The organism is Psychromonas arctica DSM 14288 (genome assembly GCF_000482725.1).
In the GTDB taxonomy this organism is placed as follows: Bacteria; Pseudomonadota; Gammaproteobacteria; order Enterobacterales; family Psychromonadaceae; genus Psychromonas; species Psychromonas arctica.
The window spans coordinates 71862-97522 of the sequence record NZ_KI519478.1; the positions used below are offsets into that span (position 1 = coordinate 71862).

Annotated in this window: 23 protein-coding genes; 6 read left to right on the forward strand and 17 right to left on the reverse strand. The window is 38.5% G+C overall.

Features of this window, described 5'->3' with window-relative positions; genetic code table 11:
* Positions 1-152: 152 nt before the first annotated feature.
* From pyrE to typA, 7 genes are all read right to left on the reverse strand, one after another.
* Positions 153-794 (reverse strand): orotate phosphoribosyltransferase, encoded by a 642-nt coding sequence (gene pyrE, locus H592_RS0113740; protein ID WP_028869269.1) that lies wholly within the window; start codon positions 792-794, stop codon positions 153-155.
* Between the two features lie 3 nt (positions 795-797).
* On the reverse strand, positions 798-1517 hold the full coding sequence (gene rph / locus H592_RS0113745) for a ribonuclease PH (protein WP_028869270.1): 720 nt from the start codon (positions 1515-1517) through the stop codon (positions 798-800).
* Positions 1518-1713: 196 nt separating this feature from the next.
* Entirely contained in the window at positions 1714-2454 is a 741-nt protein-coding gene (locus H592_RS0113750) for a DUF481 domain-containing protein (RefSeq protein ID WP_028869271.1), read from the reverse strand.
* 335 nt (positions 2455-2789) lie between these two features.
* The gene (locus tag H592_RS0113755; RefSeq protein WP_051369181.1) at positions 2790-5669 is read right to left on the reverse strand and encodes an insulinase family protein; all 2880 of its coding nucleotides are present in this window, start codon (positions 5667-5669) and stop codon (positions 2790-2792) included.
* A gap of 133 nt (positions 5670-5802) precedes the next feature.
* Positions 5803-6240: a D-aminoacyl-tRNA deacylase gene (gene dtd / locus H592_RS0113760; RefSeq protein WP_028869273.1), complete on the reverse strand. Its 438-nt coding sequence runs from the start codon at positions 6238-6240 to the stop codon at positions 5803-5805.
* A complete protein-coding gene (locus H592_RS0113765; RefSeq protein WP_028869274.1) occupies positions 6237-7124 on the reverse strand; it encodes a virulence factor BrkB family protein in 888 nt (295 codons plus the stop codon). Before H592_RS0113765 ends, dtd begins: the two co-directional genes overlap by 4 nt.
* Before the next feature lie 175 nt (positions 7125-7299).
* Positions 7300-9123, reverse strand: coding sequence for a translational GTPase TypA (gene typA / locus H592_RS0113770; protein ID WP_028869275.1), 1824 nt, complete (start codon positions 9121-9123; stop codon positions 7300-7302).
* A gap of 476 nt (positions 9124-9599) precedes the next feature.
* Between typA and glnA the strand changes: the two genes are divergently transcribed.
* The 4 genes from glnA to glnG all read left to right on the forward strand — a co-directional run bounded on the left by glnA (position 9600) and on the right by glnG (position 14193).
* Positions 9600-11018, forward strand: a complete 1419-nt coding sequence (glnA, locus tag H592_RS0113775; protein ID WP_028869276.1) for a glutamate--ammonia ligase — start codon at positions 9600-9602, stop codon at positions 11016-11018.
* A gap of 129 nt (positions 11019-11147) precedes the next feature.
* The gene (locus H592_RS0113780) at positions 11148-11687 is read left to right on the forward strand and encodes a DUF4124 domain-containing protein (protein WP_156916128.1); all 540 of its coding nucleotides are present in this window, start codon (positions 11148-11150) and stop codon (positions 11685-11687) included.
* A gap of 11 nt (positions 11688-11698) precedes the next feature.
* The gene (gene glnL, locus H592_RS0113785; protein ID WP_051369182.1) at positions 11699-12760 is read left to right on the forward strand and encodes a nitrogen regulation protein NR(II); all 1062 of its coding nucleotides are present in this window, start codon (positions 11699-11701) and stop codon (positions 12758-12760) included.
* Between the two features lie 32 nt (positions 12761-12792).
* Positions 12793-14193, forward strand: coding sequence for a nitrogen regulation protein NR(I) (gene glnG / locus H592_RS0113790; RefSeq protein WP_028869279.1), 1401 nt, complete (start codon positions 12793-12795; stop codon positions 14191-14193).
* A 117-nt stretch (positions 14194-14310) separates the two neighbouring features.
* Here the strand turns inward: glnG and recG are convergent, their stop codons facing one another.
* Positions 14311-16383 carry an ATP-dependent DNA helicase RecG gene (gene recG / locus H592_RS0113795; RefSeq protein WP_028869280.1) on the reverse strand — a complete coding sequence of 691 codons (2073 nt, stop codon included), beginning with the start codon at positions 16381-16383 and terminating at the stop codon, positions 14311-14313.
* A gap of 133 nt (positions 16384-16516) precedes the next feature.
* Between recG and H592_RS0113800 the strand changes: the two genes are divergently transcribed.
* A complete protein-coding gene (locus H592_RS0113800; protein ID WP_028869281.1) occupies positions 16517-17365 on the forward strand; it encodes a phospholipase A in 849 nt (282 codons plus the stop codon).
* 2 nt (positions 17366-17367) lie between these two features.
* On the opposite strand, the gene H592_RS0113805 is transcribed toward H592_RS0113800, so the two are convergent.
* The 4 genes from H592_RS0113805 to H592_RS0113820 form a co-directional block, all read right to left on the reverse strand.
* On the reverse strand, positions 17368-18774 hold the full coding sequence (locus H592_RS0113805; RefSeq protein WP_028869282.1) for a GTPase/DUF3482 domain-containing protein: 1407 nt from the start codon (positions 18772-18774) through the stop codon (positions 17368-17370).
* On the reverse strand, positions 18767-20227 hold the full coding sequence (locus tag H592_RS0113810) for a DUF2868 domain-containing protein (RefSeq protein WP_028869283.1): 1461 nt from the start codon (positions 20225-20227) through the stop codon (positions 18767-18769). The genes H592_RS0113805 and H592_RS0113810 overlap by 8 nt, the downstream gene beginning before the upstream one ends.
* Positions 20228-20243: 16 nt before the next feature.
* On the reverse strand, positions 20244-20930 hold the full coding sequence (gene trmH, locus H592_RS0113815; protein ID WP_028869284.1) for a tRNA (guanosine(18)-2'-O)-methyltransferase TrmH: 687 nt from the start codon (positions 20928-20930) through the stop codon (positions 20244-20246).
* 113 nt (positions 20931-21043) lie between these two features.
* A complete protein-coding gene (locus tag H592_RS0113820) occupies positions 21044-21631 on the reverse strand; it encodes a superinfection exclusion B family protein (protein WP_028869285.1) in 588 nt (195 codons plus the stop codon).
* Between the two features lie 284 nt (positions 21632-21915).
* Between H592_RS0113820 and oxyR the strand changes: the two genes are divergently transcribed.
* Positions 21916-22818, forward strand: a complete 903-nt coding sequence (gene oxyR / locus H592_RS0113825; RefSeq protein WP_028869286.1) for a DNA-binding transcriptional regulator OxyR — start codon at positions 21916-21918, stop codon at positions 22816-22818.
* 198 nt (positions 22819-23016) lie between these two features.
* Here the strand turns inward: oxyR and rplQ are convergent, their stop codons facing one another.
* The 5 genes from rplQ to rpsM form a co-directional block, all read right to left on the reverse strand.
* Complete coding sequence (rplQ, locus tag H592_RS0113830) at positions 23017-23397, reverse strand: 50S ribosomal protein L17 (RefSeq protein ID WP_028869287.1); 381 nt, start codon at positions 23395-23397, stop codon at positions 23017-23019.
* 35 nt (positions 23398-23432) lie between these two features.
* Positions 23433-24419, reverse strand: a complete 987-nt coding sequence (locus H592_RS0113835) for a DNA-directed RNA polymerase subunit alpha (RefSeq protein ID WP_028869288.1) — start codon at positions 24417-24419, stop codon at positions 23433-23435.
* A 25-nt stretch (positions 24420-24444) separates the two neighbouring features.
* Positions 24445-25065: a 30S ribosomal protein S4 gene (rpsD, locus tag H592_RS0113840; RefSeq protein WP_028869289.1), complete on the reverse strand. Its 621-nt coding sequence runs from the start codon at positions 25063-25065 to the stop codon at positions 24445-24447.
* A gap of 33 nt (positions 25066-25098) precedes the next feature.
* Positions 25099-25488: a 30S ribosomal protein S11 gene (gene rpsK, locus H592_RS0113845; RefSeq protein WP_019613697.1), complete on the reverse strand. Its 390-nt coding sequence runs from the start codon at positions 25486-25488 to the stop codon at positions 25099-25101.
* Positions 25489-25499: 11 nt separating this feature from the next.
* Positions 25500-25661 (reverse strand): 30S ribosomal protein S13 (rpsM, locus tag H592_RS0113850; RefSeq protein ID WP_028869290.1); only part of this gene is annotated, 162 nt, incomplete at its 5' end.

A 25661-nucleotide genomic window follows, 5' to 3' on the forward strand; every position in this document is an offset into this window, starting at 1 on the left:
CCACAGATAAAACAGAAAAAGCATTAAATAACAGTAATAAAGGCAAGGTAATTGATTACTTTGCCTTTATTTTTAGTGCTATTTACTCACTATAAATCAAGGATCAAGCTAGTGCGTAAAGTTAATAGCTAATCGAATGGCCAAGCTAATAACTAAATACCATATTTAGCACGGTAAGCTTTGACAGATTGCAAGTGTTGTTGCATTTCAGGCAAGGTTTCAAGGTAGCTCACTACATCAGTAAGTTGCACGATTGAAATCACTTTTGCATCATAGTCGCGCTCGACTTCTTGAATAGCAGATAGTTCAGCTTTACCTTTTTCTTGGCGGTCTAACGCAATTAATACACCAGCAAGTTGAGCATTATTTGCATTGATTATATCCATTGACTCGCGAATAGCCGTACCGGCAGTAATAACATCATCCACCAGCATAATCTTACCTGTTAGCTCTGAACCGACCAAACTGCCGCCTTCACCATGTGTTTTTGCTTCTTTACGGTTAAAGCAATAAGGCACATCTAGATCATAATCATTAGATAAGGCAACCGCAGTTGTTGTCGCGATTGGGATCCCTTTATAAGCAGGCCCAAATAATAGATCATAAGCAATTCCAGAGTCTTGTAATGCAGCGGCATAAAAACGTCCTAAACGCGCAAGATCTCGACCTGAATTAAATAAACCTGCATTAAAGAAATACGGACTAATACGCCCAGATTTTAGGGTAAATTCACCAAATTTTAGTACTTGTTTCTCAATTGCGAATTCAATAAATTCTTTTTGATAATCTTTCATTTTCTACTCCATGTTTAATGCTTGTTTTTGTTCCATCACTAATTGTTCAATACCGCCTTTAGCCAAGCTTAACATAGCTAATAACTGTTCATGACTAAATGCGCCATCTTCAGCAGTACCTTGAATTTCTATCATGCCACCGGTTTCTGTCATCACAACATTCATATCAGTTTCTGCATTAGTATCTTCCGCATAATCTAAATCACATACGGGCAAGCCTTTATAAATGCCAACAGAAATTGCTGCTATCATCTGTTTTAATGGGCTTTTTTTCAGTTTACCTTGAGCAACCATCCAATTAAGTGCGTCAGCTAAAGCAATACAAGCTCCTGTAATTGAAGCGGTACGAGTCCCCCCATCGGCCTGAATAACATCACAATCAACGGTGATCATGTTTTCACCTAAGGCCTTTAGGTTTACTGCTGCTCGTAGAGAACGTGCAATTAAACGTTGTATCTCTAATGTACGACCAGCTTGTTTTCCCTGCGCCGCTTCACGATTATTACGATTATGTGTCGCACGTGGCAACATAGCGTATTCAGCCGTCACCCAGCCTTTACCTTTACCTTTTAAAAAGCGCGGTACAGAGCTTGAAACAGTCGCATTACATAACACCTTAGTATTACCTACTTCAATTAGCACAGAGCCTTCCGCATAATTAGTATAGTGGCGCGTAATTTTGATATCACGATGTTGTTCAGGTGCTCGATTACTTGGGCGCATAGATAAAAAACCTTATGGATGAAATGAACGCAGAGTATACCCGTTCTATAACAAGGAAAAAACGTTAGCTACAAGAAAAATAAAAGGAAAAGTGATAATAGCAATGCTAATAATTACAGAGAAGAAAGCACTGAAAAAGAGAAAGCTAGCATTGCTAGCCTCTCAATTAATACTCATTAAAACGGCGATGCGGTTGTTAGAATGCGTACAATAATGTCATATTAGTTTCAGTATCCGTGCTTTTTTTATCATCCAACGGTTTACTGTTATAACGAACAATAATTGCAAATTTCATTGCTAATGCACCAATAATGTTAGCGGTTAATGAAGTATCTGAACGACCGTTTATTTTACTTCCCCAATCAGCAACAAATTTTTGTTGGAATTTAGAAGAGTTACTAATTTTCATTTGAAAATCAACTACACCATGTGCAACAGCATTGGCTTCACTATCATGCCCTTCCTCCAATGCTGACTCACGATCAAGCTTTTGATAAATATAACCAGGCCCTAATTCTGCTTTCAAAGTCATGATATTGTTATCGATAAAGCGATATCCGTAACCAGCCGCAGTAGTTGAAGTAAAATCATAGCCAGTAAAAGGGTCAACTTCATAATTGGTATTAGCAAATAAATAACTTACGTCATCAAGCTGATAACCACCTTGCGCACCCAATAAATAACGTTTTGCTGTTACTTCGTCTTCATCTTCTTTGTATAACCCTTCAAATAGATAATCATTTTCCCAATTTCCTAATTCTTGCTTCAATGCTAGACGACCTTTAAACGAAGCAGTATCCGTATTACCCGTAGTCAAAGTTGCACCTAATTCAGATTCCCCAGCAAGCGTTGCATCACCTTCAACAAACTCACTTCGAGCTTGCGCGGCTAATGGTATCGTTATTGCGATCGCTGTAGTAAGTAGCAATTTTTTCATTTTTCTATCCTTCTTTGTCATTTATTTATTTTTCATTTGAGTTAATCACTCTCGACTTAGGATCAAAAATATCAATCCGTACTGTAAAGTATCAAGTTCAACTTGTTGATATAAAAGTTTAATTGTCTCTAGCCGAGGTTAAGTAATATTGAGAGGCGGACTTTAACAGTTGATCCGTGCTATTTATAAATCCAGCATGTAGATAGGTTTAGCAGAGAATTAATGGCAACAAAGCCCGTATCAAATACGTTGTATATGGGGAATAAGATCTGTAAAAAATAAAAAAGCATCAATCATTAACGATCGATGCTTTTTATGATTTTTTATTGGTTTTTTTATTGCTTAGGGAGTTGATCTACATTAGTGATTAGCACTTGTGGTGTTAAGTCTAAAGCTTTATCTTGACTGAATTTTTTACCTTTGACCTGTACCACAACTTGTTGTGTTTGTGTCTCATCAAAGAATAAATCAGCATAATATTGTTGTACTTGTTGTAATGTCACCGACTCCAACATAGCAACATGTACGCTTTTTGTATCAATAGCGGCTTTATTGCTCATCCATTCACTTATAATATAAGAAAATTCTCCACTTAAATTACTTGGTTTAGCTAAGTAATTAGCTATATGCGCTTTTTTAATGTCCTCAAAGTCACTTTCATCTGTTGCTGCTAACGTTGTTTTAAAGCTTTCTAAAAAGGCTTTAAAACGTCCATATAAAGCGGCACTTCCAATCGCTGGACTTTGAGTGAATAACCCGAAAGCAACACTATCATTTACTTCAAAACTGGCAGTAAAGGGTGAGTACGTCAATTGCTCTTGAGTTCTAATTTGGTCATAAAAAGCAGGTTTAAGTAGTTTATTCAGTAACTCTGCTTTTGCTAATGAAGTGGGATCTTGGTTTTTTGCTAAATACACACTAACCAAAGCATCATCCTCTAATGCAGACTCTCGTATAAAGTTTAATGCTCCTTTTTCAGGATCTGCATCAACACGTTTGATTTGATAAAAAGCATTAGGCTGAATTTTTATTTTCAGTTTCAATTTAGCAGTCAACTGTAATACATCTAATGTTGAAAAATTACCTAGTGCTAATAAACGCACACTAGATTGAGAAAAAATTTGTTTAGCTAAGGTAACTAATTGCTCGCTGGTTACAGTATCGATTTGAGATAATAGCGTCTGGTCAGACCAAGATGGTTGACGAATAATTTTTCTAAATCCATCTAAGCCCAAGTCCATTGCCTTTGTTTTAGATTTATTATTGAAACGACGTGTCAACTCTTGTTTTGCAAGACGCAGAGATTGCTGATCAACTGACATCTGTTTAATATGATCTAACAACATCAGTAATAATTTAATTTGTTTGTCGCTATAACCACTGGTGGTAATCAATAAACCTTCATTGCTGCTAATGGAAAAGCTTAAGCCAGCTTCTTGTGTAACAAAATTCAATTCAGAGAGTTGTTTTTGCAAAATATTTAACAATAAACTCATTTGCACTCTAGCTTGAGGACTTTGATCATTTAGGTTGTTGTTGAGCTGTAGGTTTAAAATGCCTTTAGGCTCTTTTAATTGGCTTTGCTTAAACCACACCGATAAACCTGACTCCTTGACCAGTGCTACCGCTTGATTATTTTTTTGTTCATTAACTAAGCTTAAATTTTCAGGTAACCAATCATTACTAATTGGTAATATCATTTTTGATTGAATTGTCTTCGCTGAGGTTAACCATTGCTGCAAACGCGATTTTTTTATCTTCGCCTGCGCATAATGCCCTTGGTAGAAAGGAATGGCTTTTGTAACCACTGCATTAGGTGACACCACAAACACTCGACTATTTTCAGGTGTTAAATAACCAACTAACTGCTTAATAAATTGAGGATTAAACGCATCTAAACGGAACGAATAAGAAAGTAAGTCTTGCAAAGGATAATGCTGCATATTGGCAGACAAAGACATTACGTAGTTAAAACCAGCACTCTTTGGTAAAAACTTAAAGTAATTCTCTAGGCTCTTTTTCTGCTCTGAATATTGTAATTCATTGATCCCTTGTTCTTTAATCAGGTTGATGTACGCAAATAAACTGGCTAGCACGGTATCTTGATCGCTCAACCCTTTTTCAGTGAGTTTAAAGGTCATCGAAAACTGAGAATATTCATCACTGTGCGCGGCATAAAAGCCAGCACTCACTGATTCTGCTAACCCCATATTTTGTAGATAGTCCGATAAACCACCCTTATGGTCAGAACCCAATAATCGGCTAATATAGCCACCTGGTTGATACATGTATTCATCTTTCACACTCGGCACTAAAAAGTTAACTTGTAACAATTTAAGATCAGCCGTTGGTTTCATTTGCACTTCTAATGCTAATTGCTTATCTGTTAATAAAGGCGAGATCAAGACAGGTTTAGTGATATTGTTATTAGGAATTTGAGTTAAATGTTTAACCGCAATTTTCTGCATATTAACTAATGAACGCGGACTAGTCATAGCCACTTTCATTGTATTAGCGGAATAATTTTGCTTAAAAAACAGCTCTAGTTCTTGTTGTAAATTACTGCCTGGTTTATCACTAAGGGTGCTCAAATCTCCGGTACTAAAGCGTGCCATGGGATGATCAGGGTTTAATGAATAACGCTGTAACGCATACAACTTTCTCATGTCGTTATCAAAATAGGTTTTATGCTCTGCATTAACCGTATGACGTTCTTTTTCTGCATATTTTTCATCAAGCAGTGGAGCACGCATAACATCACCTAGCCTGTCTAATGCCTCTGGTAATGCACTATCATTGACCTCAAAACCATACACAGTTGCGTCCTGTGCGGTATAAGCGTTGGTATAGCCTCCGTTTTGACTCATAAATTTGCTGTACTCATTAATCACTGGATATTTTTCAGAGCCAAGAAACAGCATATGCTCTAAATAATGCGCTAAACCAAGCTGGCTCTCTGGATTATGCATACTGCCAATTGGCACAGATAAGGATGCAGCACTATTTTCCAAATCAGGGTCAGAGATCAGTAGTACTTGTAATTGATTGGCCAAACGAATCACTTGATATTGACGCGTATCATTGGGACTTTTAGTAATAGACTGTTCGAGCACCTCAAATGAATTCATATTATTCTCAGCGGCTTGCGCTTGTAAGGAAGTTAAAAAAGTACAGATCAATAAAGATGTAAATCGGATAAATATTTTGCTTAACATTAACAACTCTCTTTATAGCGACAAATCTAGCTGGAGTCCTATAGACATAACAAAGCGTATATAGTTTCAAGTAGATACAATTCGCATCCTAACTCAAGCACAAAATCATGCTTAGATTGTGTTTAAATATCGACTAAATTTGTAGCCAAAACGTGGTGGGACCATCATTAGTGGAGGTCACTTGCATATCAGCGGCAAAAATACCATTTTCAACATGGCAGCCCAATTCAGAGCATTGTTGACTAAACCGTTGATATAAACGATCCGCTTCTTCAGGCTCCGCACCATTGGTGAATCCTGGTCGATTACCTTTTTTTGTTTCTGCCGCTAACGTAAACTGTGAAATAACTAATAAATCACCACCTGCTTGTTGCACGTTAAGATTCATTTTTCCATTAGCATCAGCAAAAATACGATAAGCTAAAACCTTTTGGGCTAAGCGCAGACAATGCTTATCGGTGTCACCTTTTTCTACCCCTAAAAGCACTAATAAACCGCTTTTAATTGCACCTACCGTTTCCCCTTCAACGGTTACCGATGCGTCAGTAACACGTTGAATCATCGCAATCATTGTTGATTCTCCGCTAATGCTTTGTCTGTTTCTTGCATCTCTTTTTCAGATACAGATAAAAATTCTTCTAGAGTAGAAGTCACTTCTGCACCAATCAATACAATTAACCAACTAAAATAGATCCAAACAAACATGATCGGAATAACCGCTAATGCACCATAAATAATTTGCTGTGATGGAAAATTAGTGATGTATAAAGTAAAAAGATCCGTTGCAAAATTAAATAATAATGCCGCGATCAGCCCTCCTGTTAGTGCATAACGAAAGCTGACACGCTGATGAGGCACTAAAGTATAAACGCCCGCAAATGCTAACCAAGAAAAAACAAAAGGGATAATGCTTAATATTTTCTGCCCCAGCGATAAAAAACCACCGGTTTGAACAATAGAAAAGAGGTAAGAACTAAGGGCAATACTACCGCCAATAATAATTGGCCCTAAACTTAAAATAGTCCAATAAATAGTAAAGGCCTGCACCACTGATCGTTTGTTTGTACAGCGCCAAATACGATTGATAGTTTGATCAATCGTCGAAATCAATAACAAGGCAATGACAATTAATGACGCGATCCCCATCATGCTCATTTTCTTAGTATTTTCAATAAATCCGGTCATATGCTCTTTGACTGCATTACCCGCTGTTGGCACAAAATTATTATAGATAAGATCTTCAATAATTTTATTCAACTCCGAAAACATCGGGAAGGCCGACAGCATATAAAATATAACCGCGAGAAAAGGCACAATAGATAAAAGGGTAACGTAAGCAAGATGACCGGCAGGGACTTTAATATTATCTTCTTGGCTACGCTTCCATAAAAAAATACTGTAGCTATAAACCAATTTGAGCTTTCGTACTAATACTTGCTTTTGTAATGGCAACATAGTCTTCCTAGATGAGTTTTAAGCAATGGGAAAAAACAGCCTTAGATTCTATGGACTATATAATGTAATTAATATTACAGAGCCGATATCGCTTAACTACAAATTGTAAACAAAAAAAAGGCCTTACGATAGTAAGACCTTAATATTAGGTTTTTTGTTCGTTTAAGTAAACGAATTAACCTTTAGTTGGACGAGCAGCACGCTTACGTTCATTCTCACCCAGTAGTTTCTTACGGATACGAATGCTTTTTGGTGTCACTTCTACTAATTCATCAACATCAATAAATTCAAGAGCTTGCTCAAGAGTCAAAATGATTGCTGGTGAAAGTGTTTGTGCTTCATCAGTACCAGAAGAACGAACGTTAGTAAGCTGTTTACCACGAATACAGTTAACCGTTAAATCGTTTGAACGGTTATGAATACCGATGATTTGACCTTCATATACTTCTGTTGCATGACCTAGGAATAAACGACCACGATCTTGTAAGAAGAATAAAGAGTATGTAACCGCTTTACCAGTTTGATTACAAACCATTACACCATTTTGACGTTGACCAATTGTACCGCCTTTGTGTAGACCGTAGTGATCAAAGCTATGGTATAAAAGACCAGAACCAGATGTGATTGTCATGAACTCAGTTTGGAAACCGATTAAACCACGACTTGGGATCATAAAGTCTAAACGTACACGGCCTTTACCATCTGGGATCATGTTAGTAAGTTCCGCTTTACGGATACCTAATTGTTCCATGATTGAACCTTGATGCTGCTCTTCACAGTCAACAGTCAATGTTTCCATTGGCTCATGTAACTGACCATCAATCATTTTTTCAATAACTTCTGGACGAGATACTGCTAACTCAAAACCTTCACGACGCATGTTTTCAATTAAGATACCTAAATGTAGCTCACCACGACCAGATACTTTGAATTTATCAGGATCGGCAGTTTCTTCCACTTTTAATGCAACATTATGTACAAGCTCTTTATTCAAACGGTCAAGGATGTTACGCGATGTAACGAATTTACCTTCTTTACCACAGAATGGAGAGTTGTTTACTTGGAAAGTCATTGTTACCGTTGGTTCATCAACAGTTAATGGCGTCATCGCTTCAACATTATTTTGTGCACAGATAGTGTCAGAGATTTTAAGTTCGCCTAACCCACTAATTGCAATAATGTCGCCTGCTTCACCATATTCAATATCATGACGTTCTAGACCTAAGTAACCTAATACTTGACCTACCTTGCCTTTACGTTCTTTACCGTCAGCACCAACAATAGTTACTGCTTGGTTTACTTTAACGTGACCACGTGTAATACGACCAACACCGATAACACCCACATATGAGTTGTAATCAAGTTGTGAAATTTGCATTTGGAAATCGCCATCGCGATCTGCTTCTGGTGGAGCAACTGTATCAACGATAGTTTGGAATAAATCTTCCATGTTATCTTTTACAGTGTCCATGTCAGTACTTGCCCAACCGTTTAATGCAGATGCATAAACAACTTGGAAGTCTAATTGGTCATCAGTAGCGCCTAGGTTATCAAACAAATCAAATACTTGATCCATTACCCATTCAGGACGTGCGCCAGGCTTATCGATTTTGTTAATAACAACAATTGGTTTTAAACCATGAGCAAATGCTTTTTGTGTTACGAAGCGAGTTTGTGGCATTGGACCATCAACCGCATCAACAATAAGACAAACACTGTCTACCATAGATAGAATACGCTCAACTTCACCACCGAAATCGGCATGTCCTGGAGTATCTACGATATTGATATGGTAATCATTCCATACGATCGCTGTATTTTTTGCAAGGATAGTAATACCACGTTCTTTTTCAAGATCGTTAGAATCCATTACACGTTCTTCATTATCGCCACGTGAATCCAAAGTACCAGACTGCTCTAACAGTTTATCAACCAATGTTGTTTTACCATGGTCAACGTGAGCAATGATGGCTATATTTCTTAATTTATCTAACGACATGATGCGCCTCAAAAATAACTACTAATTAAAAATACCAATTAAATAAAAACAGAAGGTCCTGTTTTTATTTAATTGGTACAAAAAGATTTAGGCCATGAAAACACTTAAAGTGATATAGCCAAATATGCGCACATTGTAAACATAATTTCAAAAATAGAAAGTTTTAAGTCGGTCACAGTTAGCTTAAATGCTGAAAAGTTTAAAAAACACGAACAACTGAGCGCTCAAACACAAAAGGCACCAAAAAAGAGCGGCTCAGCACCATATTGGTGCGCCCGATCACATTGTACGGGCTGTGGTAGAAGAAAAAGCGAGGTATAATGGGCTTTGCCAAGTTGGCATAGTTTTAGCTACTTGTATCAGCATAAGTTTAGAAGTATAAATACTAGTTCAGAATTACGATAAATCGATTTTCATACATTTATGAATAATGATTTGTTTTTTAAACATTTCGATGTCAAATGAGGTTCTACAACATGTCTGCACAAACAATTCAAGACGTTCTAGCTCTTATTAAAGAGCAAGACGTAAAATTCGTTGATTTACGCTTTACTGATACACATGGTAAAGAGCAACACGTCTCTATTCCGCATCACCAAGTAAACGAAGACTTTTTCGAAGAAGGTAAAATGTTCGATGGTTCTTCAATCGCTGGCTGGAAAGGGATTCAAGATTCAGACATGGTATTAATGCCTGTACCTTCAACTGCTGTACTTGACCCATTTACTGACGATGCAACATTAAACTTACGTTGTGACGTACTAGAGCCAAAAACAATGTTAGGTTACGATCGTGACCCACGTTCTGTTGCTAAGCGTGCTGAAGCTTACATGCGTTCAACAGGTATCGCTGATACTATTTTATTTGGCCCAGAACCAGAATTCTTCCTATTTGACGACGTTAAATACGGTAATACAATGCAAGGCGCTTTTTTCTCGATTGATGCTAAAGAAGCAGCTTGGAATTCAGGTACTTCATATGAAGAAGGCAACACCGGTCACCGTCCAGGTGTTAAAGGTGGTTACTTCCCAGTAGCACCAGTAGATTCATCTCAAAACATCCGTTCTGCTATGTGTTTAATCATGGAAGAAATGGGTTTAGTTGTTGAAGCTCATCACCACGAAGTAGCAACAGCGGGTCAAAACGAAATCGCATGTCGTTTCAACACTATGGTTGAAAAAGCAGATGAAATCCAAATTTACAAGTACGTTGTACATAACGTTGCTCACGCATACGGCCAAACAGCTACATTTATGCCTAAACCAATTATTGGCGATAACGGTTCTGGTAACCACTGTCACCAATCTTTAGGTAAAGATGGTGTTAACTTGTTCTCTGGTGATCAATACGGCGGCCTTTCTGAAATGGCGCTTTATTACATCGGCGGTATTATCAAACATGCTAAAGCACTTAATGCATTCACTAATGCATCAACTAACTCTTACAAACGCTTAGTGCCACACTTTGAAGCGCCAGTAATGCTTGCATACTCTGCAGGTAACCGTTCTGCGTCTATTCGTATTCCAATTGTACCGACTGCACGTGCAGCGCGTATCGAAGTACGTTTCCCAGATCCAACAATGAATCCTTACTTAGGTTTCGCTGCAATGTTGATGGCTGGCCTTGACGGTATTAAAAACAAGATCCACCCTGGAGATTCTCTAGATAAAGATCTATACGACCTACCTAAAGAAGAAGCTGATGCAATCCCACAGGTTGCAGTATCTTTTGAAGAAGCACTTGCTGCACTAGATGCAGATCGTGACTTCCTTATTGAAGGTGGCGTATTCTCAAATGAAGCAATTGATGCATACATTGGATTGAAAACAGCTCAATGTGAAGCCGTTTCTCGCGCTACGCATCCAAAAGAGTTTGAATTATACTACAGCGTATAATAGAACTTTTATAAAGCATGGCATGGGTCAGTTCATGCTTTAAGTCAGAAAACCCGTCTTTGCGCGGGTTTTTTTGTCTATATTCTTTATATGAGCAACAAATAAGTTGTCCACGATATGAGGTTTTTGATGATTAAAGTTCCCATGCTCTTGTTGATCCCGTTGTTTGCGATGTCAGTATCATCATTACAGGCAGAAACAACGATTTATCATTGGGTTGATAAACATGGAAAAAGTCATTTCTCAGATACTGCAGCACCGGGTACAGAACAGATTATTGTCGAAAATAAAAATTTAATGCCGGTTAACACCAGCCAACCTAAAATAAAAAAATTATCAGAAGTTGATGACTTAAGTCTAGATAGAAAAAAAGCAATAAACTATCAAGCAGAAATTATTTCACCTCAAGATGATATGGCGATACGCAGTAACGATGGAGCATTAGATATTCACGTTAAAACAACACCTGAAAAAGAAAGCTCCCAACGTTTACAGTTATTTTTAGATGCAGAGCCCTTAGGCACACCTCAATTGTCGCCAACGATGCGAGCATTTAATGTTGACCGTGGTACGCATCAAATACAGGTTCATTTGTTGGATGAAACAGGTAAAACCTTAGCTAAAACGCAGATTGTGACGATTCACTTAAAACGCGCAGCACTTAAATAGAACTCAAAAATATGCAAAATGAACCCAGTAGCGATCTTATTTTTACCTTTCTTGAAGAAGCTAAAACCGCGTTTGTAGGATTAGATGCTTCATTAAAATTGATTTACGCCAACCCTGCGAGTGAACAATTATTGTCACAAAGCAAACAACGTTTATATGCACAAAGCCTGTATTCACTGGCTGAGCAATTCCATTTTAGCCCAGTTTCTATTGCCAACCTATTACATGAACAAGCCTCTTTTACTGAAAATGAAGTCACCTTATTCATTGATGGGCAGTCTTTATTAATTGATTTAAGTGCAAGTTACGTTAGCGTTAAATCAGATTGTTATATTATTTTGGAGATGCGTTGTATTGAGCAGCAAAAACGCATCAGTCAGGTGCATTATCAAGAGCATCAACAAAAAGCCGCGCAGGAGTTAGTCCGAGGTTTAGCCCACGAGATAAAAAACCCTTTAGGTGGTTTACGCGGAGCGGCACAACTGTTGGAAGCGGAATTACCAGATCCAGAATTAAAAGAGTTTACCCAAATAATTATTGAACAAGCTGATCGCTTAAGCGCCCTAGTAAACCGTTTATTAGGCCCACAAAAATTAGGCACAAAGGGTATCCATAATATTCATTCTGTTTTAGAAACAGTTAGAAAGTTGGTGTGTTTAGATTTACCTAAAAATATCACTATTCACATTGATTATGATCCCAGTATTCCCGATTTTGAGATGCAACCGGACCAATTACAACAAGCCTTTTTAAATATCATTCAAAATGCCGTACAAGCCTTACAAAATCAGCCCGAAGAACACCGTATTACAGTGCGTACGCGTGCCGCGAATCAAATTACGATTAATGGTTTACCACAGCGTTTAGCCACTGAAATAAAAATTATTGATACCGGCCCAGGCATACCAGAACACCTCAAAAGCACATTATTTTATCCGATGGTGACAGGCCGTAAGGATGGTACTGGTCTAGGGTTATCTATCGCACAGGAATTGATCAAACAACATCATGGACGTATTGAATTTAATAGTTGCAAGGGTAATACAGAGTTTTCTGTTTATTTACCAATTTAACTTCCATCTATGTATAAAAATAAGGAACTAAAATGGCCGCTTGGATTGTAGATGATGACCATGCCATTCGCTGGGTATTAGAACGCACATTAAAAGCTGAAAACATCGAGCATGCGAGTTTTCCTGATGCTGAGTGCCTATGGCAACAATTGCTCATTGAACAACCTGAAATAATCATTTCTGACGTACGTATGCCAGGGATTGACGGACTTGAGCTGATGCAAAAAATTCATCAACGCTACCCATTAATTCCGATCATTATTATGACTGCACATTCAGATTTAGATAGCGCAGTGAATGCTTATCAAAGTGGTGCCTTTGAATACTTACCTAAACCCTTTGATATCCATGAAGCAACTGCATTAATCAAACGCGCAATCAACCATAGTAAAGAATTAAAACAACAGAAAAAGCCTAATAATCAACCGATTTCAACCCCTGAAATTATTGGTGAAGCACCGGCCATGCAAGAGGTTTTCCGTGTCATCGGACGTTTATCTCGCTCCAGCATGAGTGTATTAATCAATGGTCAATCGGGTACAGGTAAAGAGTTAGTGGCTCAAGCCTTACATAAACACAGCCCGCGTAAAAACGAGACTTTTATTGCGCTGAATATGGCGGCCATCCCTAAAGAATTGATTGAAGCAGAGTTATTTGGCCATGAAAAAGGCGCGTTTACAGGTGCGGCAGCCAATCGACAAGGGCGATTTGAACAGGCAGACGGCGGTACGCTCTTTTTAGATGAAATTGGTGATATGCCTCTAGATGTTCAAACTCGTTTGCTACGTGTACTCGCTGATGGTCAGTTCTATCGTGTAGGTGGCCACCAAGCAATCAAAGTAGATGTTCGAATTATTGCAGCTACACATCAAAACTTAGAGAAAAAAGTGCAAAGCGGAGATTTCCGTGAAGATTTATTTCATCGTTTGAATGTAATACGCTTGCAACTTCCCGCACTAAGAGAGCGCCGCGAAGATATTCCACTACTCGCAAACCATTTTTTACATAGTATTGCCAATGAATTAACCGTTGAAAGCAAACAACTCACCAAAGCAACACTCAATTACCTGAGTGAACTACCTTGGCCTGGCAATGTGCGTCAATTGGAAAATATTTGTCGTTGGTTAACGGTAATGGCTAGTGGACAAGAGGTTCATATTAGTGATTTACCTCCTGAATTAGGCCATCAAGATATTCCTGAACAAGACGGTGAGCCAGTGATATGGCAAGAAAGCCTGAAACAATGGACTGATACTCAATTAAGAAATGGTGAAACCAACATATTAGGGCAATTATTACCTGAATTTGAAAAGATAATGCTACAAAGTGCACTAAAGCATACGCAGGGTAAAAAACATGAGGCAGCTAAACTACTCGGATGGGGCCGTAATACCTTAACGCGTAAATTAAAAGAGTTAAATTTAGCAGATTAACGACATAACCAAGGTTAACTGACTGCCACAGTGTTAAAAATTAACAAATTTGTGATCTCACCAACCTATTGCACCAATATGGTGCGATAGGCTGGTGAACTATTTAGCTATTCCACTTTAAACTTGTGCATAATCAGCTCTATCACCCAACCAACGTTCAATTAGTGGTCTAATATATTCAGGATGGGAGCGTATTAATAATAAAGCCAATTGTTGGACCTGTGGTATAAGTCCTTGATCTCTTAATAAGTCAGCAATTTTCATATCGGCGATCCCAGTTTGTTTTGTACCTAACACTTCGCCTGGTCCACGAATCGCCAAATCTTGCTCTGCAATATAAAAACCATCATTACTTTCTCGCAGTACATTTAAACGTTTTAAAGCCGTTTTTGATAAAGGATATTTATACAATAAAACACAGTGGCTTGCGACTTCGCCACGGCCAACACGACCACGTAATTGGTGCAGCTGTGCTAATCCTAAACGCTCTGGATTTTCGATAATCATTAAGCTCGCATTAGGCACATCAACACCTACTTCAATCACAGTCGTTGCAACAAGTAGATCTAACTCTCCGGCTTTAAAAGCATCCATCACATATTGTTTTTCAAGCGCTTTCATTCGCCCGTGCACCAAGCCAATACGTAAATCAGTTAATGCTAACTGTAAATCATTAGCGGTATCTTCAGCGGCCTGACACTCTAAAACTTCTGACTCCTCAATTAATGTACAAACCCAATAGGCTTGACGCCCCTCTGTTTTACAAGCTTGGTAAACGCGTTGAATAACTTGATCACGGCGAGAATCTGCTAATGCTACCGTTTTAATCGCAGTTCTTCCCGGTGGTAACTCATCAATAACTGAAACACTTAAATCTGCATAAGCCGTCATCGCAAGCGTCCGCGGGATCGGCGTTGCAGTCATCGTCAGCTGATGTGGTACTAAACCATTATTCACGCCTTTTTCTCGTAATGATAAACGTTGATGTACACCAAAACGATGTTGCTCATCAACAATCACTAGTGCTAAGTTATGAAAAACAACATTTTCAGAAAATAGCGCATGTGTCCCTACCACCATTTTTGACAATCCGAGGGTAATATTTTCCGTCTGGTCTCGCTTTTCCTTCACTTTCATTTTTCCGGATAACATACCAACTCGAATACCGAGAGGTTCAAACCATCCCTTAAAATTTAATAAATGTTGTTCAGCAAGTAGTTCAGTAGGTGCCATTAGTGCAACTTGATACCCAGCTTCAATCGCTGTTAATGCAGCTAATGCGGCGACTAATGTTTTACCTGAACCTACGTCTCCCTGCACTAAACGCATCATTGGTAGGTTTTGAATTAAATCCTGTTGTATTTCATGGTTAACTCTTTGCTGTGCACCAGTAGGGGAAAAAGGTAGATTATTTAATAATTTTTTACTCAGCTCACCATTACCTTTAAGCGCTGGAGACAGGTGTTTCTGCGACTGTTCACGCAACACTAACATACTGATTTGTTGTGCTAACAATTCTTCTATAATCAATCTCTGTTGGGCTGGGTGAGTACGATTTTCTAACTGTTCAATACTGGCCGTTGGCGGAGGTCGATGAACTGTCATCAATGCATCAAATAAGCTAATAGGATGCGATAATAATGCTGTGGGAATTAATTCTTGTACTTGATTTTGTTGCAGGTGTTGTAAGGCTTGATCAGTTAATTGACGTAAGCTATTTTGTTTCAAACCTTCCGTTGTGGGGTAAATAGGTGTTAATGCTTCTTCTACTGATATTACTTGGTTTTCACCCACTAAAGAGTAATCAGGATGAGTCACCTCTAAACCTTGAAAACCGCGTTTAAACTCTCCAAAACACTTAATCCACTGGCCTTCTCTAAAACTGTTTTTTTGTGCCGCATTGAAGTGAAAAAAGTTTAAGGTAGCCACCCCATCACCATCGCTAATTTTACACTTTAAGATACGCCGTTTACCAAATTGTACTTGGCAGCTAACGACTTCACCTTGCACACTGACCTGCATACCGTCTTTGATCGCATTAATGGGATAGATTCGCGTGCGATCTTGATAATGTAATGGTAAATGGAAAAGCATATCTTCCACTGAACTTAAGCCTAATTTGCTTAACCTCTCAGCAACTTTCGCTCCCACCCCCTTTAACGCAGATAGAGGTATTTTGTTTAAATTCATGGTTTATCCCAGCCACTGATTGATGTTATGTTTTATGAACAAGCTTCCAATAATTCATACATATTGCTATACCAAAAGTAGCAATATGCGTAAACTAGCACTTATTATTATTATATTGTTAAGGTTATTTGTTATGCGTTACATCTATTTGGTTTTGGTTTTTTTTAGTTCGATAGCTTTTTCGGAAACCAGCGCTATCGATGAACGTATCAAGGATGAAGCTAAAAGCGAACAATTTAATTTTTCAATTATACCGCATAAACCAAACTATATAATGCCGATTTATTTTAATGAAAAAATTGCAGACTATGCTATTTATCAAGGTAGCGATGGAAAAAGCAGTTCACAACGCACTGAAATAAAGTTTCAAATTAGCCTTAAAGTACCACTATTTCAAAAAATCGGTAACTTGCCTATCTCTGGTTATGTTGCTTATACGCAGCTTTCTTATTGGCAAGCCTATAACACAGAGTACTCATCGCCATTTCGTGAGACAAATTATGAGCCAGAAGCTTTTATATTGTGGGAGACGGATCAAGAATTAGGTTTAGGTTGGCGCTTTAAAGCGGCACAATTTGGATTTACACACCAATCTAATGGCCGTACAGAGCCTACCTCTCGTAGTTGGAACCGTCTCGATGGTAGCTTACTGTTTGATAAAGGCAACTTAGTTATCTCCATTAACCCTTGGTATCGGTTTGAAGATGCCGACGATGATAACCCGGATTTATTGGATTTTTATGGGCATGGACAAATCATTACCGCTTATAAGTACAATGACCATGTCTATTCATTAACCAGTCGTAATAATATTGAAAGTGGTTTCAGTAAAGGAGCAGTGACAGCCTCTTGGAGTTTCCCTATTTACGGTAAAATAAAAGGCTATGTACAAGTTTTTTCTGGTTATGGCAACAGCCTAGTGGAGTATAACGAATACACTAATACGGTAGGCCTAGGTATTTCAATTTCTGACTTTCTTTAACCTTAATTGGTATTGCTGCTGGTATCGTTACTAATAGCAGCTAGACTCTCAGAAATTTGCTTTATTAATAGTTGTTTTTTAGCTTTTAATGGTGGCTGCTCACTATTATTAGAGTCTAACCACTGTGGATGTTGCCGAGCACTCTTAAGCCATTGATTCCACGCCTTAGGTAAGGTTGTTTTTTCTGAGTTTATCTGCGCTAGAGATAGTTTAGTCACACTCGCATGCCCTCGTTGCTGCAAGGCAATAAGTAAGCTCAATTGACGAGCCCATAAAATATGTAACGTCAAATCATCTGCACACAGATAACGATGCCCTTTGACCTTGGCATGTATCTCATCATAATAACGCTGTTTAACCCCCCATAATACGCCCATCACGCCGCCAGCAACCGCTGCCGCACCTAATGTTAACCCTGCAGCAACCAAGTCAACAGCAACACCAATACCAGCCCCTTTTACAAAGTTACTGGTTACCTTGATACCAAACTCTTGTAGGTTATCAGAGGAAAAAAGATCTAACTCCCATTGGCCTTGTTGAATAGGTAAATCATATTGGTCGATATCCTGTTGCTTAAATTGATATAACGCAAGCAATTGATTTAAAGCACTTGTTTCTAAATCACGGATTGTCACCTGCAGTTGATTACTGATTTTAGCGATACTCTGTTCATTATTATCAGCTTTAAAACGACACGCTGCAGCTTCTACCAGTAACCTAGCAATTAGTTGTTGCGCGGCTTTTTCTCGCTGCTGCCATTGTACTTTTCTTTGCTCTATCAATGCTTCAAGTTGCTGCTCTCTGTGTGCTAAAAGTGTTTGCATCTTCTGATAAATTTTCAGTTCATCGGAAAACCTAAACACAACGCTATCAAAGCTAACATGAGCATGCAGATTCAAACGCGCAAGTTGCGTTTGCCAATTACGCATATTATCGCTACCAGCTTCAATAAAATTAAGCACTGGAATAATGGGTTTAGCCGCATAGCTGAGAATTTTTAATTCATCTCGGTACTTACCTAAAATAGGTTCTCTGATATCAATAACATAGAAGATAATATCATTGCTTAATAACGCTTTAAGGACCTTCAATTCTTGGCTTAATTCAGGATAGCTATTTTCATTTTTAATAAAAGATAACAGCCGGTCAATACCATCATCATGCTCTGAAATCGATTGCTCATCAATAACACTTAATAAATGAATGGAATCTTCTAAGCCAGGCGTATCATAAATAACTAAATTATGATTATCATCAACACGAATTTCAGCTCCTTCAACATGTCGAGTTGTGCCTGCTTTATCGGCAATTTCACCAAAACTAGCATCTCGTAGTAGAGTACGAATTAAGGAGGTTTTACCTGTATTGGCGTGACCAACAACAGCGACGGACAACAGTTCCTTATCCATTTTCCAGCTCCTGATGTGTGTTAGGGGGAGTCATCTTTTGACCCAGGTACGTTATGTATTGTGAGGAGATATTCACTTTAGCAGCGATCTCAATCCAATCTTCTAGACGACTCGCTATTTTTGCTTTGTTCACTGGTTGATCGGCCAATAAAAGTAAATACAACTGCACATTGCTTTTATACTGGCATTTTTTAGCAAAGCTTAACCAACCGCGATCTGGCACACGCTTAACATCCACATACAAAATAACATGATCTGCTGCCGATGACTTCAATGCAGAGAGTGCAGCTTGTTGACTGATATTATCTAACACATTGATTAAGTCGACTGAGTAATGTTTCAATACATGTTTATCAGCTTGTTGAAGATTACGTTGATTGAGTTCAATAGCAATCGGATAAGCGTTTTTCGGCATCACTAATGACTGATTATACTGACTAGACTCTTTGTTTTGGTGGTTGTTAGCATTGCCTTGATGCAGGTCAGCATCACTAATAAAACTGGCTTTTCCAATGGGATGCAAAATATTTTTTAGTTGAATGTAGTAGGCATCTGAAAGATCTAATTGGAAGTTTTTTTTCTTCTGTTTAATGCTTTGATAAAACACTAACATCAAAATAATTCTAGGTAACAAAGCGTAAACGATTAAACTAAATATTAATAGGTTAGACCAGCTAATCCGGATTTCTTGTGCTACTTGTAAAGGGTTAACAATACCAATACTAGCATGGCTCACATCACTTGGCGTAGGCACGTTAATGGCTAAAAGATTAGGTAAATAAGTTAACCATTGGGTTAGTTTGAAAAAAGTATCTTCACTTAAAATAGTAGTTTGCCAAATAAAGTCTACCTGATGCGTTGCTAACACTAAAAATAATGACAAGGTTGCACCGAGTAAATAACTACTCCACCATAAATGGCTAATCAATGACAACTGTACTCGCCCCATGTAAGCACCAAATCGATGTTCAAAATAAAATTGGAACAGGTCAATATAATGGATATGTTTAGTGCTCACTTTATGCTGTAATTTATCCACTAAAGTCAGCATCGATAAGATCAAATTAGCTAACCACGGCAGACTCAATGCATGGCGCTTAAAATACACAATACACCAAATAATTAAAGACAAAATATTAGGCGCAATAAACAACACAATGGCCCAAAAGAAGTTAATTTGAGTGCTCGACTCATTAACTAAAAACTGCGAAACACTGCTTGCACCGACTATCAAAAAAAATACACACATTAATCCAATAGAAAACGTAAGTAGTTGTTGTAGATGTCGTAGAACGGAACTAGCTTGGTAACGTAATTCTGCAAGTTGGGTACGCTTAGATAAAGCATCAGAAAGGTTTAAAGTACTATAATCTGCATTAAAACGATTAGATGGAGATGATTTTTCAATGATACGAATGCCCTCCGTTAATAAACGGTTTTGGTATAGGTCCATTAAGTACTCCCTTTAATTATTTACGACCACGGATAGCATTCCACCAATCTTCTGATGCGTCAATCTGTCCTTGCTCATCAAGTGGTGGATAAGGCAGACTTTTCTCGCGACATAACTGTCGATAAATAGGATGACCACCTTCAAATAAGATGCGGTGTTGTTCTTCCTTAGGTAAACGACAGGTTTGTTCATATAAACCCGCGATTTCTCGTTGCCGTTGCGCTTCGTACATGATCAATGCAGAAGCCACAGAGACATTCAAAGACTGACACATACCAACCATTGGAATAATCACATCTTGGTCTGCTAAAGCTAAGGCTTCTTCGCTAATACCATACTTCTCCTGACCCATTATAATGGCAGTCGGTTTGGTATAGTCAACTTCACGAAAGTCTATAGCGGTAGCAGATAAGTTAGTCGCAATAATTTGCATCCCCTGTTCACGCATCACAGCAATCGCATCCTGTGTTGTTTCATGTGAATGAACATTAACCCATTTTTGGCTACCAGAAGCAACGTTACGGGAAATTCGAGTACTATCGATATCCCAAGTTGCATGCACATTATTAATTCCCATCGCATCAGCAGTGCGCACTATCGCAGCTAAATTATGTTGCATATGAACCTGCTCCATAAAAACGGTTAAATCAGGCTGCCGACGGTTTAGCATGGTCGTTATTCGGGTAAAACGTTCGGGGGTCATATACTCTCACACAGGGAAATTATAAAAGAGAGTATTATACAGAATTATTGACGGAGGCTAAAGGTGTGTCAAAAAAGCAGACTGTTTTCTGACACAAGGTTCAATAAGTATGATTATAAAGAGATATAGTTATTGCGAGCATATTGTGGACGAGCTGCTTTTAATACTTCAGCTTCCGCTTCAGTTAATTTTCCAGTGGGTAACCCAATCACCTTATGGGTCAGTTGTTCACGAGCATCAATCGCAATAGAAAGCTTAATAATTCGACTACTGCCTTTGATCTCTTGAGTTTCAAATGCAGGAGCAAGCACACCAGAAGCCAATAAATTACTCACAGCCGGTTCAGTTAGCGGTAATGCCAACACGGTTTTACGTTGAATAATGAATTCACGCAGTAATGCTTTCTCTTCAAAGTCTAATTGACGGATCATTTTATTACGACGCGCTAATAAATGCTGTCTTTCATAATATTCGGTTAAACGACTAAATGAAGAAGTCAGTACACGCGTCAATAAATACGAACCTGTTAACAATGCCAGTATCCATAAATATGGGGCATAAGTATTGGGTAAAAGATCTGAATTATTCAGAGAAAATAAAGAACTAGGCATAACCAGTAATACGGCACAACTAAAACACATCCACATCATAGTCGTGGTAATACCTTGCTGTTCTGTCAAACGTTGAAATAATCTTTTCATAGTTAGCTCCTGCCAATAATTTGTCGTACATCGCTATAAAAGCAGGATCTATGCCAGTATTAAAGGACAAGTAAGCCAATATTGAAAATAGCATAAAATGTACGCCTTTATGCATCACGTTCACTTCATTGCAAAACTTATAATTTTTTGTACCTGAATGAAAACGAGTATAGAAAATGATAATTTCAATGTAGATCTGACATAATAAGAGTTGAATCTGTTAAAGAGTGACGCCATTATTGATATTACTCACCGAACAATAACAAAACCCTATAGGCTAAATAATGAATTTTAGAGATCTTGAGTACTTAATTGCTTTAGAGGAATTAAAACATTTTCGTAAAGCAGCTGAAAAATGTTTTGTTAGCCAGCCAACGCTGAGTGGTCAAATAAAAAAGTTAGAAGAAGAATTGAATGTGCAACTGATGGAGCGTTCTTCACGTAAGGTTATTTTCACTCCCGCTGGTATCGACATTGTTGCAAAAGCAAAAACCATACTATTAGAAGCTAAGTCGCTTAAAGAAATTGCAAAAAGCCATAACGAACCAATGCGGGGCACATTGCATATTGGGCTTATTCCGACCGTGGCACCATATTTATTACCACTTATCATTCCGGTTATGAAAGAAACCTTTCCTGACTTAGAGTTGTATTTACATGAGAATCAAACGGAAGTACTACTCAAACAGTTAGAAGAAGGTGAACTAGATTGTTTAATGCTCGCATTGTTACCAGGTATGGAACATTTAAATCAGTTAAATTTATATGATGAACCACTTGAATTAGCATTATCAGATAAACATGCTTGGTCAAATAATCGTGTAATCAATTTACAAGAGCTAAGTGGAGAGCATGTATTAATGCTTGCTGATGGACACTGTTTGAGAGACCAAGCAATGGGGTTCTGTTTTGCAGCGGGTGCCATTGAAGATAATAGCTTTAAAGCAACCAGCTTAGAAACACTACGGCATATGATCAGCGCCGAAAATGGCTTAACCTTGTTACCACAATTAGCGATACCATTAAACCGTTATCAATCAGGCGTAAAATACATTCCTTTTGAAGCGCCAATACCAATGCGAACTATTACGCTATTAAGTCGTAAAAATAGTGCACGTCAGGCTTGTTTTGATCAGCTAGCGGTGTTAATCAACAAAGCGGTACAAACTAAGTTAGATGAGTATTAGCAGGCGGTGATTATGATAAGAAGATGTTAGTAGTGATGTGAACTAAAATTTTATGGAATTATTTGAGCACATGAGGTTAGTGATAATTGACCTCAACTAGATTGATTTTTAGCATTGTAAGCAATGCATTTTAGCCAAAATTAAGACACAAAAAAGCCGAACTTGCGTTCGGCTTTTTTCATGCAACTATAAAGAAACTTACGCTTCTTCGTCCGCTACAACTGGACGGTCAACGAACTGGATGTAAGCCATTGGAGCTTTATCGCCAGTACGGAAACCACATTTAATGATACTAGTGTATCCACCAGGACGAGTCGCATAGCGAGGACCTAGTTCATTAAATAATTTTGCCACTACTGCATCATCACGAAGACGAGCAAAAGCTAGACGACGGTTAGCAACACTATCCGTTTTAGCTAGTGTAATTAATGGCTCAATTACACGACGCAATTCTTTTGCTTTAGGCACGGTAGTTTTAATAACTTCGTGCGTAGCAATCGAGATTGCCATATTACGAAACATAGCCTGACGGTGGCTGCTGTTTCGGTTAAGTTGACGTCCACTTTGACGATGGCGCATAACCTAATCCTTATTATTCGTAAATCGGTTTTAGACTAATCTTCAATTAAACTTGCTGGTGGCCAATCTTCTAAGCGCATACCTAGAGACAATCCACGAGAAGCAAGTACATCTTTGATTTCAGTTAGAGACTTCTTACCTAAGTTAGGTGTTTTAAGAAGCTCAACTTCAGTACGTTGTACTAGATCACCGATATAGTGAATCGACTCTGCTTTCAAACAATTAGCAGAACGAACAGTTAGTTCTAAATCATCTACTGGGCGTAAAAGAATTGGATCAAACTCAGGTTTTGCATCAACAACAGGTACTTCATAAGTAGTGCGTAAATCAACAAATGCGTCTAATTGCTCAGCTAAAATTGTAGCTGCGCGACGAATTGCTTCTTCAGGCTCTAAAGTACCATCTGTTTCCATATCGATAACAAGTTTGTCTAGATCGGTGCGTTGTTCAACACGAGCTGATTCAACACTGTAAGCAATACGCTCAACAGGACTGAAAGTCGCATCTACTAATAGACGACCAATTGGACGCTCATCTTCTTCGCTATGAATACGTGATGAAGCTGGAACATAACCGCGACCTGATTCAATTTTAATACGCATGCTGATTTCAGCATTGCCCGTTAAATTACAGATCACATGTTCTGGGTTGACTATCTCTACATCACCATCATGAATGATGTCGCCTGCAGTAACAGGACCAGCGCCAGATTTAGTTAAACTAACTAAAACTTCATTTTTACCTTCAAGCTTAACAGCTAGACCTTTAAGGTTAAGAAGGATCTCTAGGATATCTTCTTGCACGCCTTCTTTGGTGCTGTACTCATGTTGTACACCATCAATCTCGACTTCTGTTACCGCCGTTCCCGGCATAGATGATAACAAAATACGACGAAGAGCATTACCCAAAGTGTGGCCAAAACCACGTTCTAGTGGTTCAAGAACCACCTTAGCTCTAGTTGTTGAAATTTGTTCGATATCAACTAATCTTGGTTTTAGAAAATCAATTACAGAACCCTGCATTTGTGCCCTCTCTTAACAGTTAACTTTACTTAGAGTAAAGTTCGATGATTAACTGTTCGTTAATCTCAGCAGATAAATCTGAACGTTCAGGTTGACGTTTAAACTCGCCTTCCATCTTCGTTGTATCAACTTCAACCCAAGCAAGGGCTTCACGTTGACCAGCGATTTCTAATGCAGCGCCAATACGTGATTGCTTTTTAGCTTTTTCACGAATTGCGATAACATCGCTAGGTTTAACGTTAAATGAAGGGATATTTACAACTTTACCGTTCACTAGAATAGCTTTATGGCTAACTAGTTGACGTGATTCAGCACGTGTTGCGCCAAAGCCCATACGGTATACAACATTGTCTAAACGACCTTCAAGAAGTTGAAGTAAGTTTTCGCCAGTGTTGCCCTGTAAACGAGCAGCTTCTTTATAGTAGTTACGGAATTGCTTTTCTAATACACCGTACATACGACGTACTTTTTGCTTTTCACGTAATTGTAAACCGTAGTCAGATAGACGTGGTTTACGCGCACCGTGTACACCTGGTGCATTTTCGATTTTACACTTAGAATCGATCGCGCGGACACCTGATTTTAAGAATAAATCAGTTCCTTCACGACGGCTAAGCTTAAGCTTAGGACCTAAATATCTTGCCATTGTTCTTTCTCCAATTACCTTAGAAAGGTGCGATTAAACGCGACGTTTCTTTGGTGGACGACAACCATTATGTGGGATCGGTGTAACGTCAGTAATATTAGTCACACGGAAACCCGCCGCGTTTAGTGCGCGAATCGAAGATTCACGACCAGGTCCTGGTCCATTTACAAAAACTTCTACGTTTTTAAGGCCATACTCTTTTGCTGCTTCAGCAGCACGTTCAGCAGCAACCTGTGCAGCGAACGGAGTAGATTTACGAGAACCACGGAAACCAGAACCACCTGCAGTAGCCCAAGAAAGAGCATTACCTTGACGGTCTGTAATAGTTACGATTGTGTTGTTGAAAGAAGCATGGATGTGAGCCATACCATCAGCAACTTGCTTTTTAACGCGCTTGCGAGCACGAGTTGGTGTTTTAGCCATGATCTCTTACCCTATTTCTTAATTGCTTTACGCGGACCTTTACGGGTACGAGCATTCGTTTTAGAACGCTGTCCACGTACAGGCAAGCTGCGACGATGACGAAGTCCACGGTAACAACCAAGGTCCATTAGACGCTTGATGCTCATAGATACTTCACGACGTAAATCACCTTC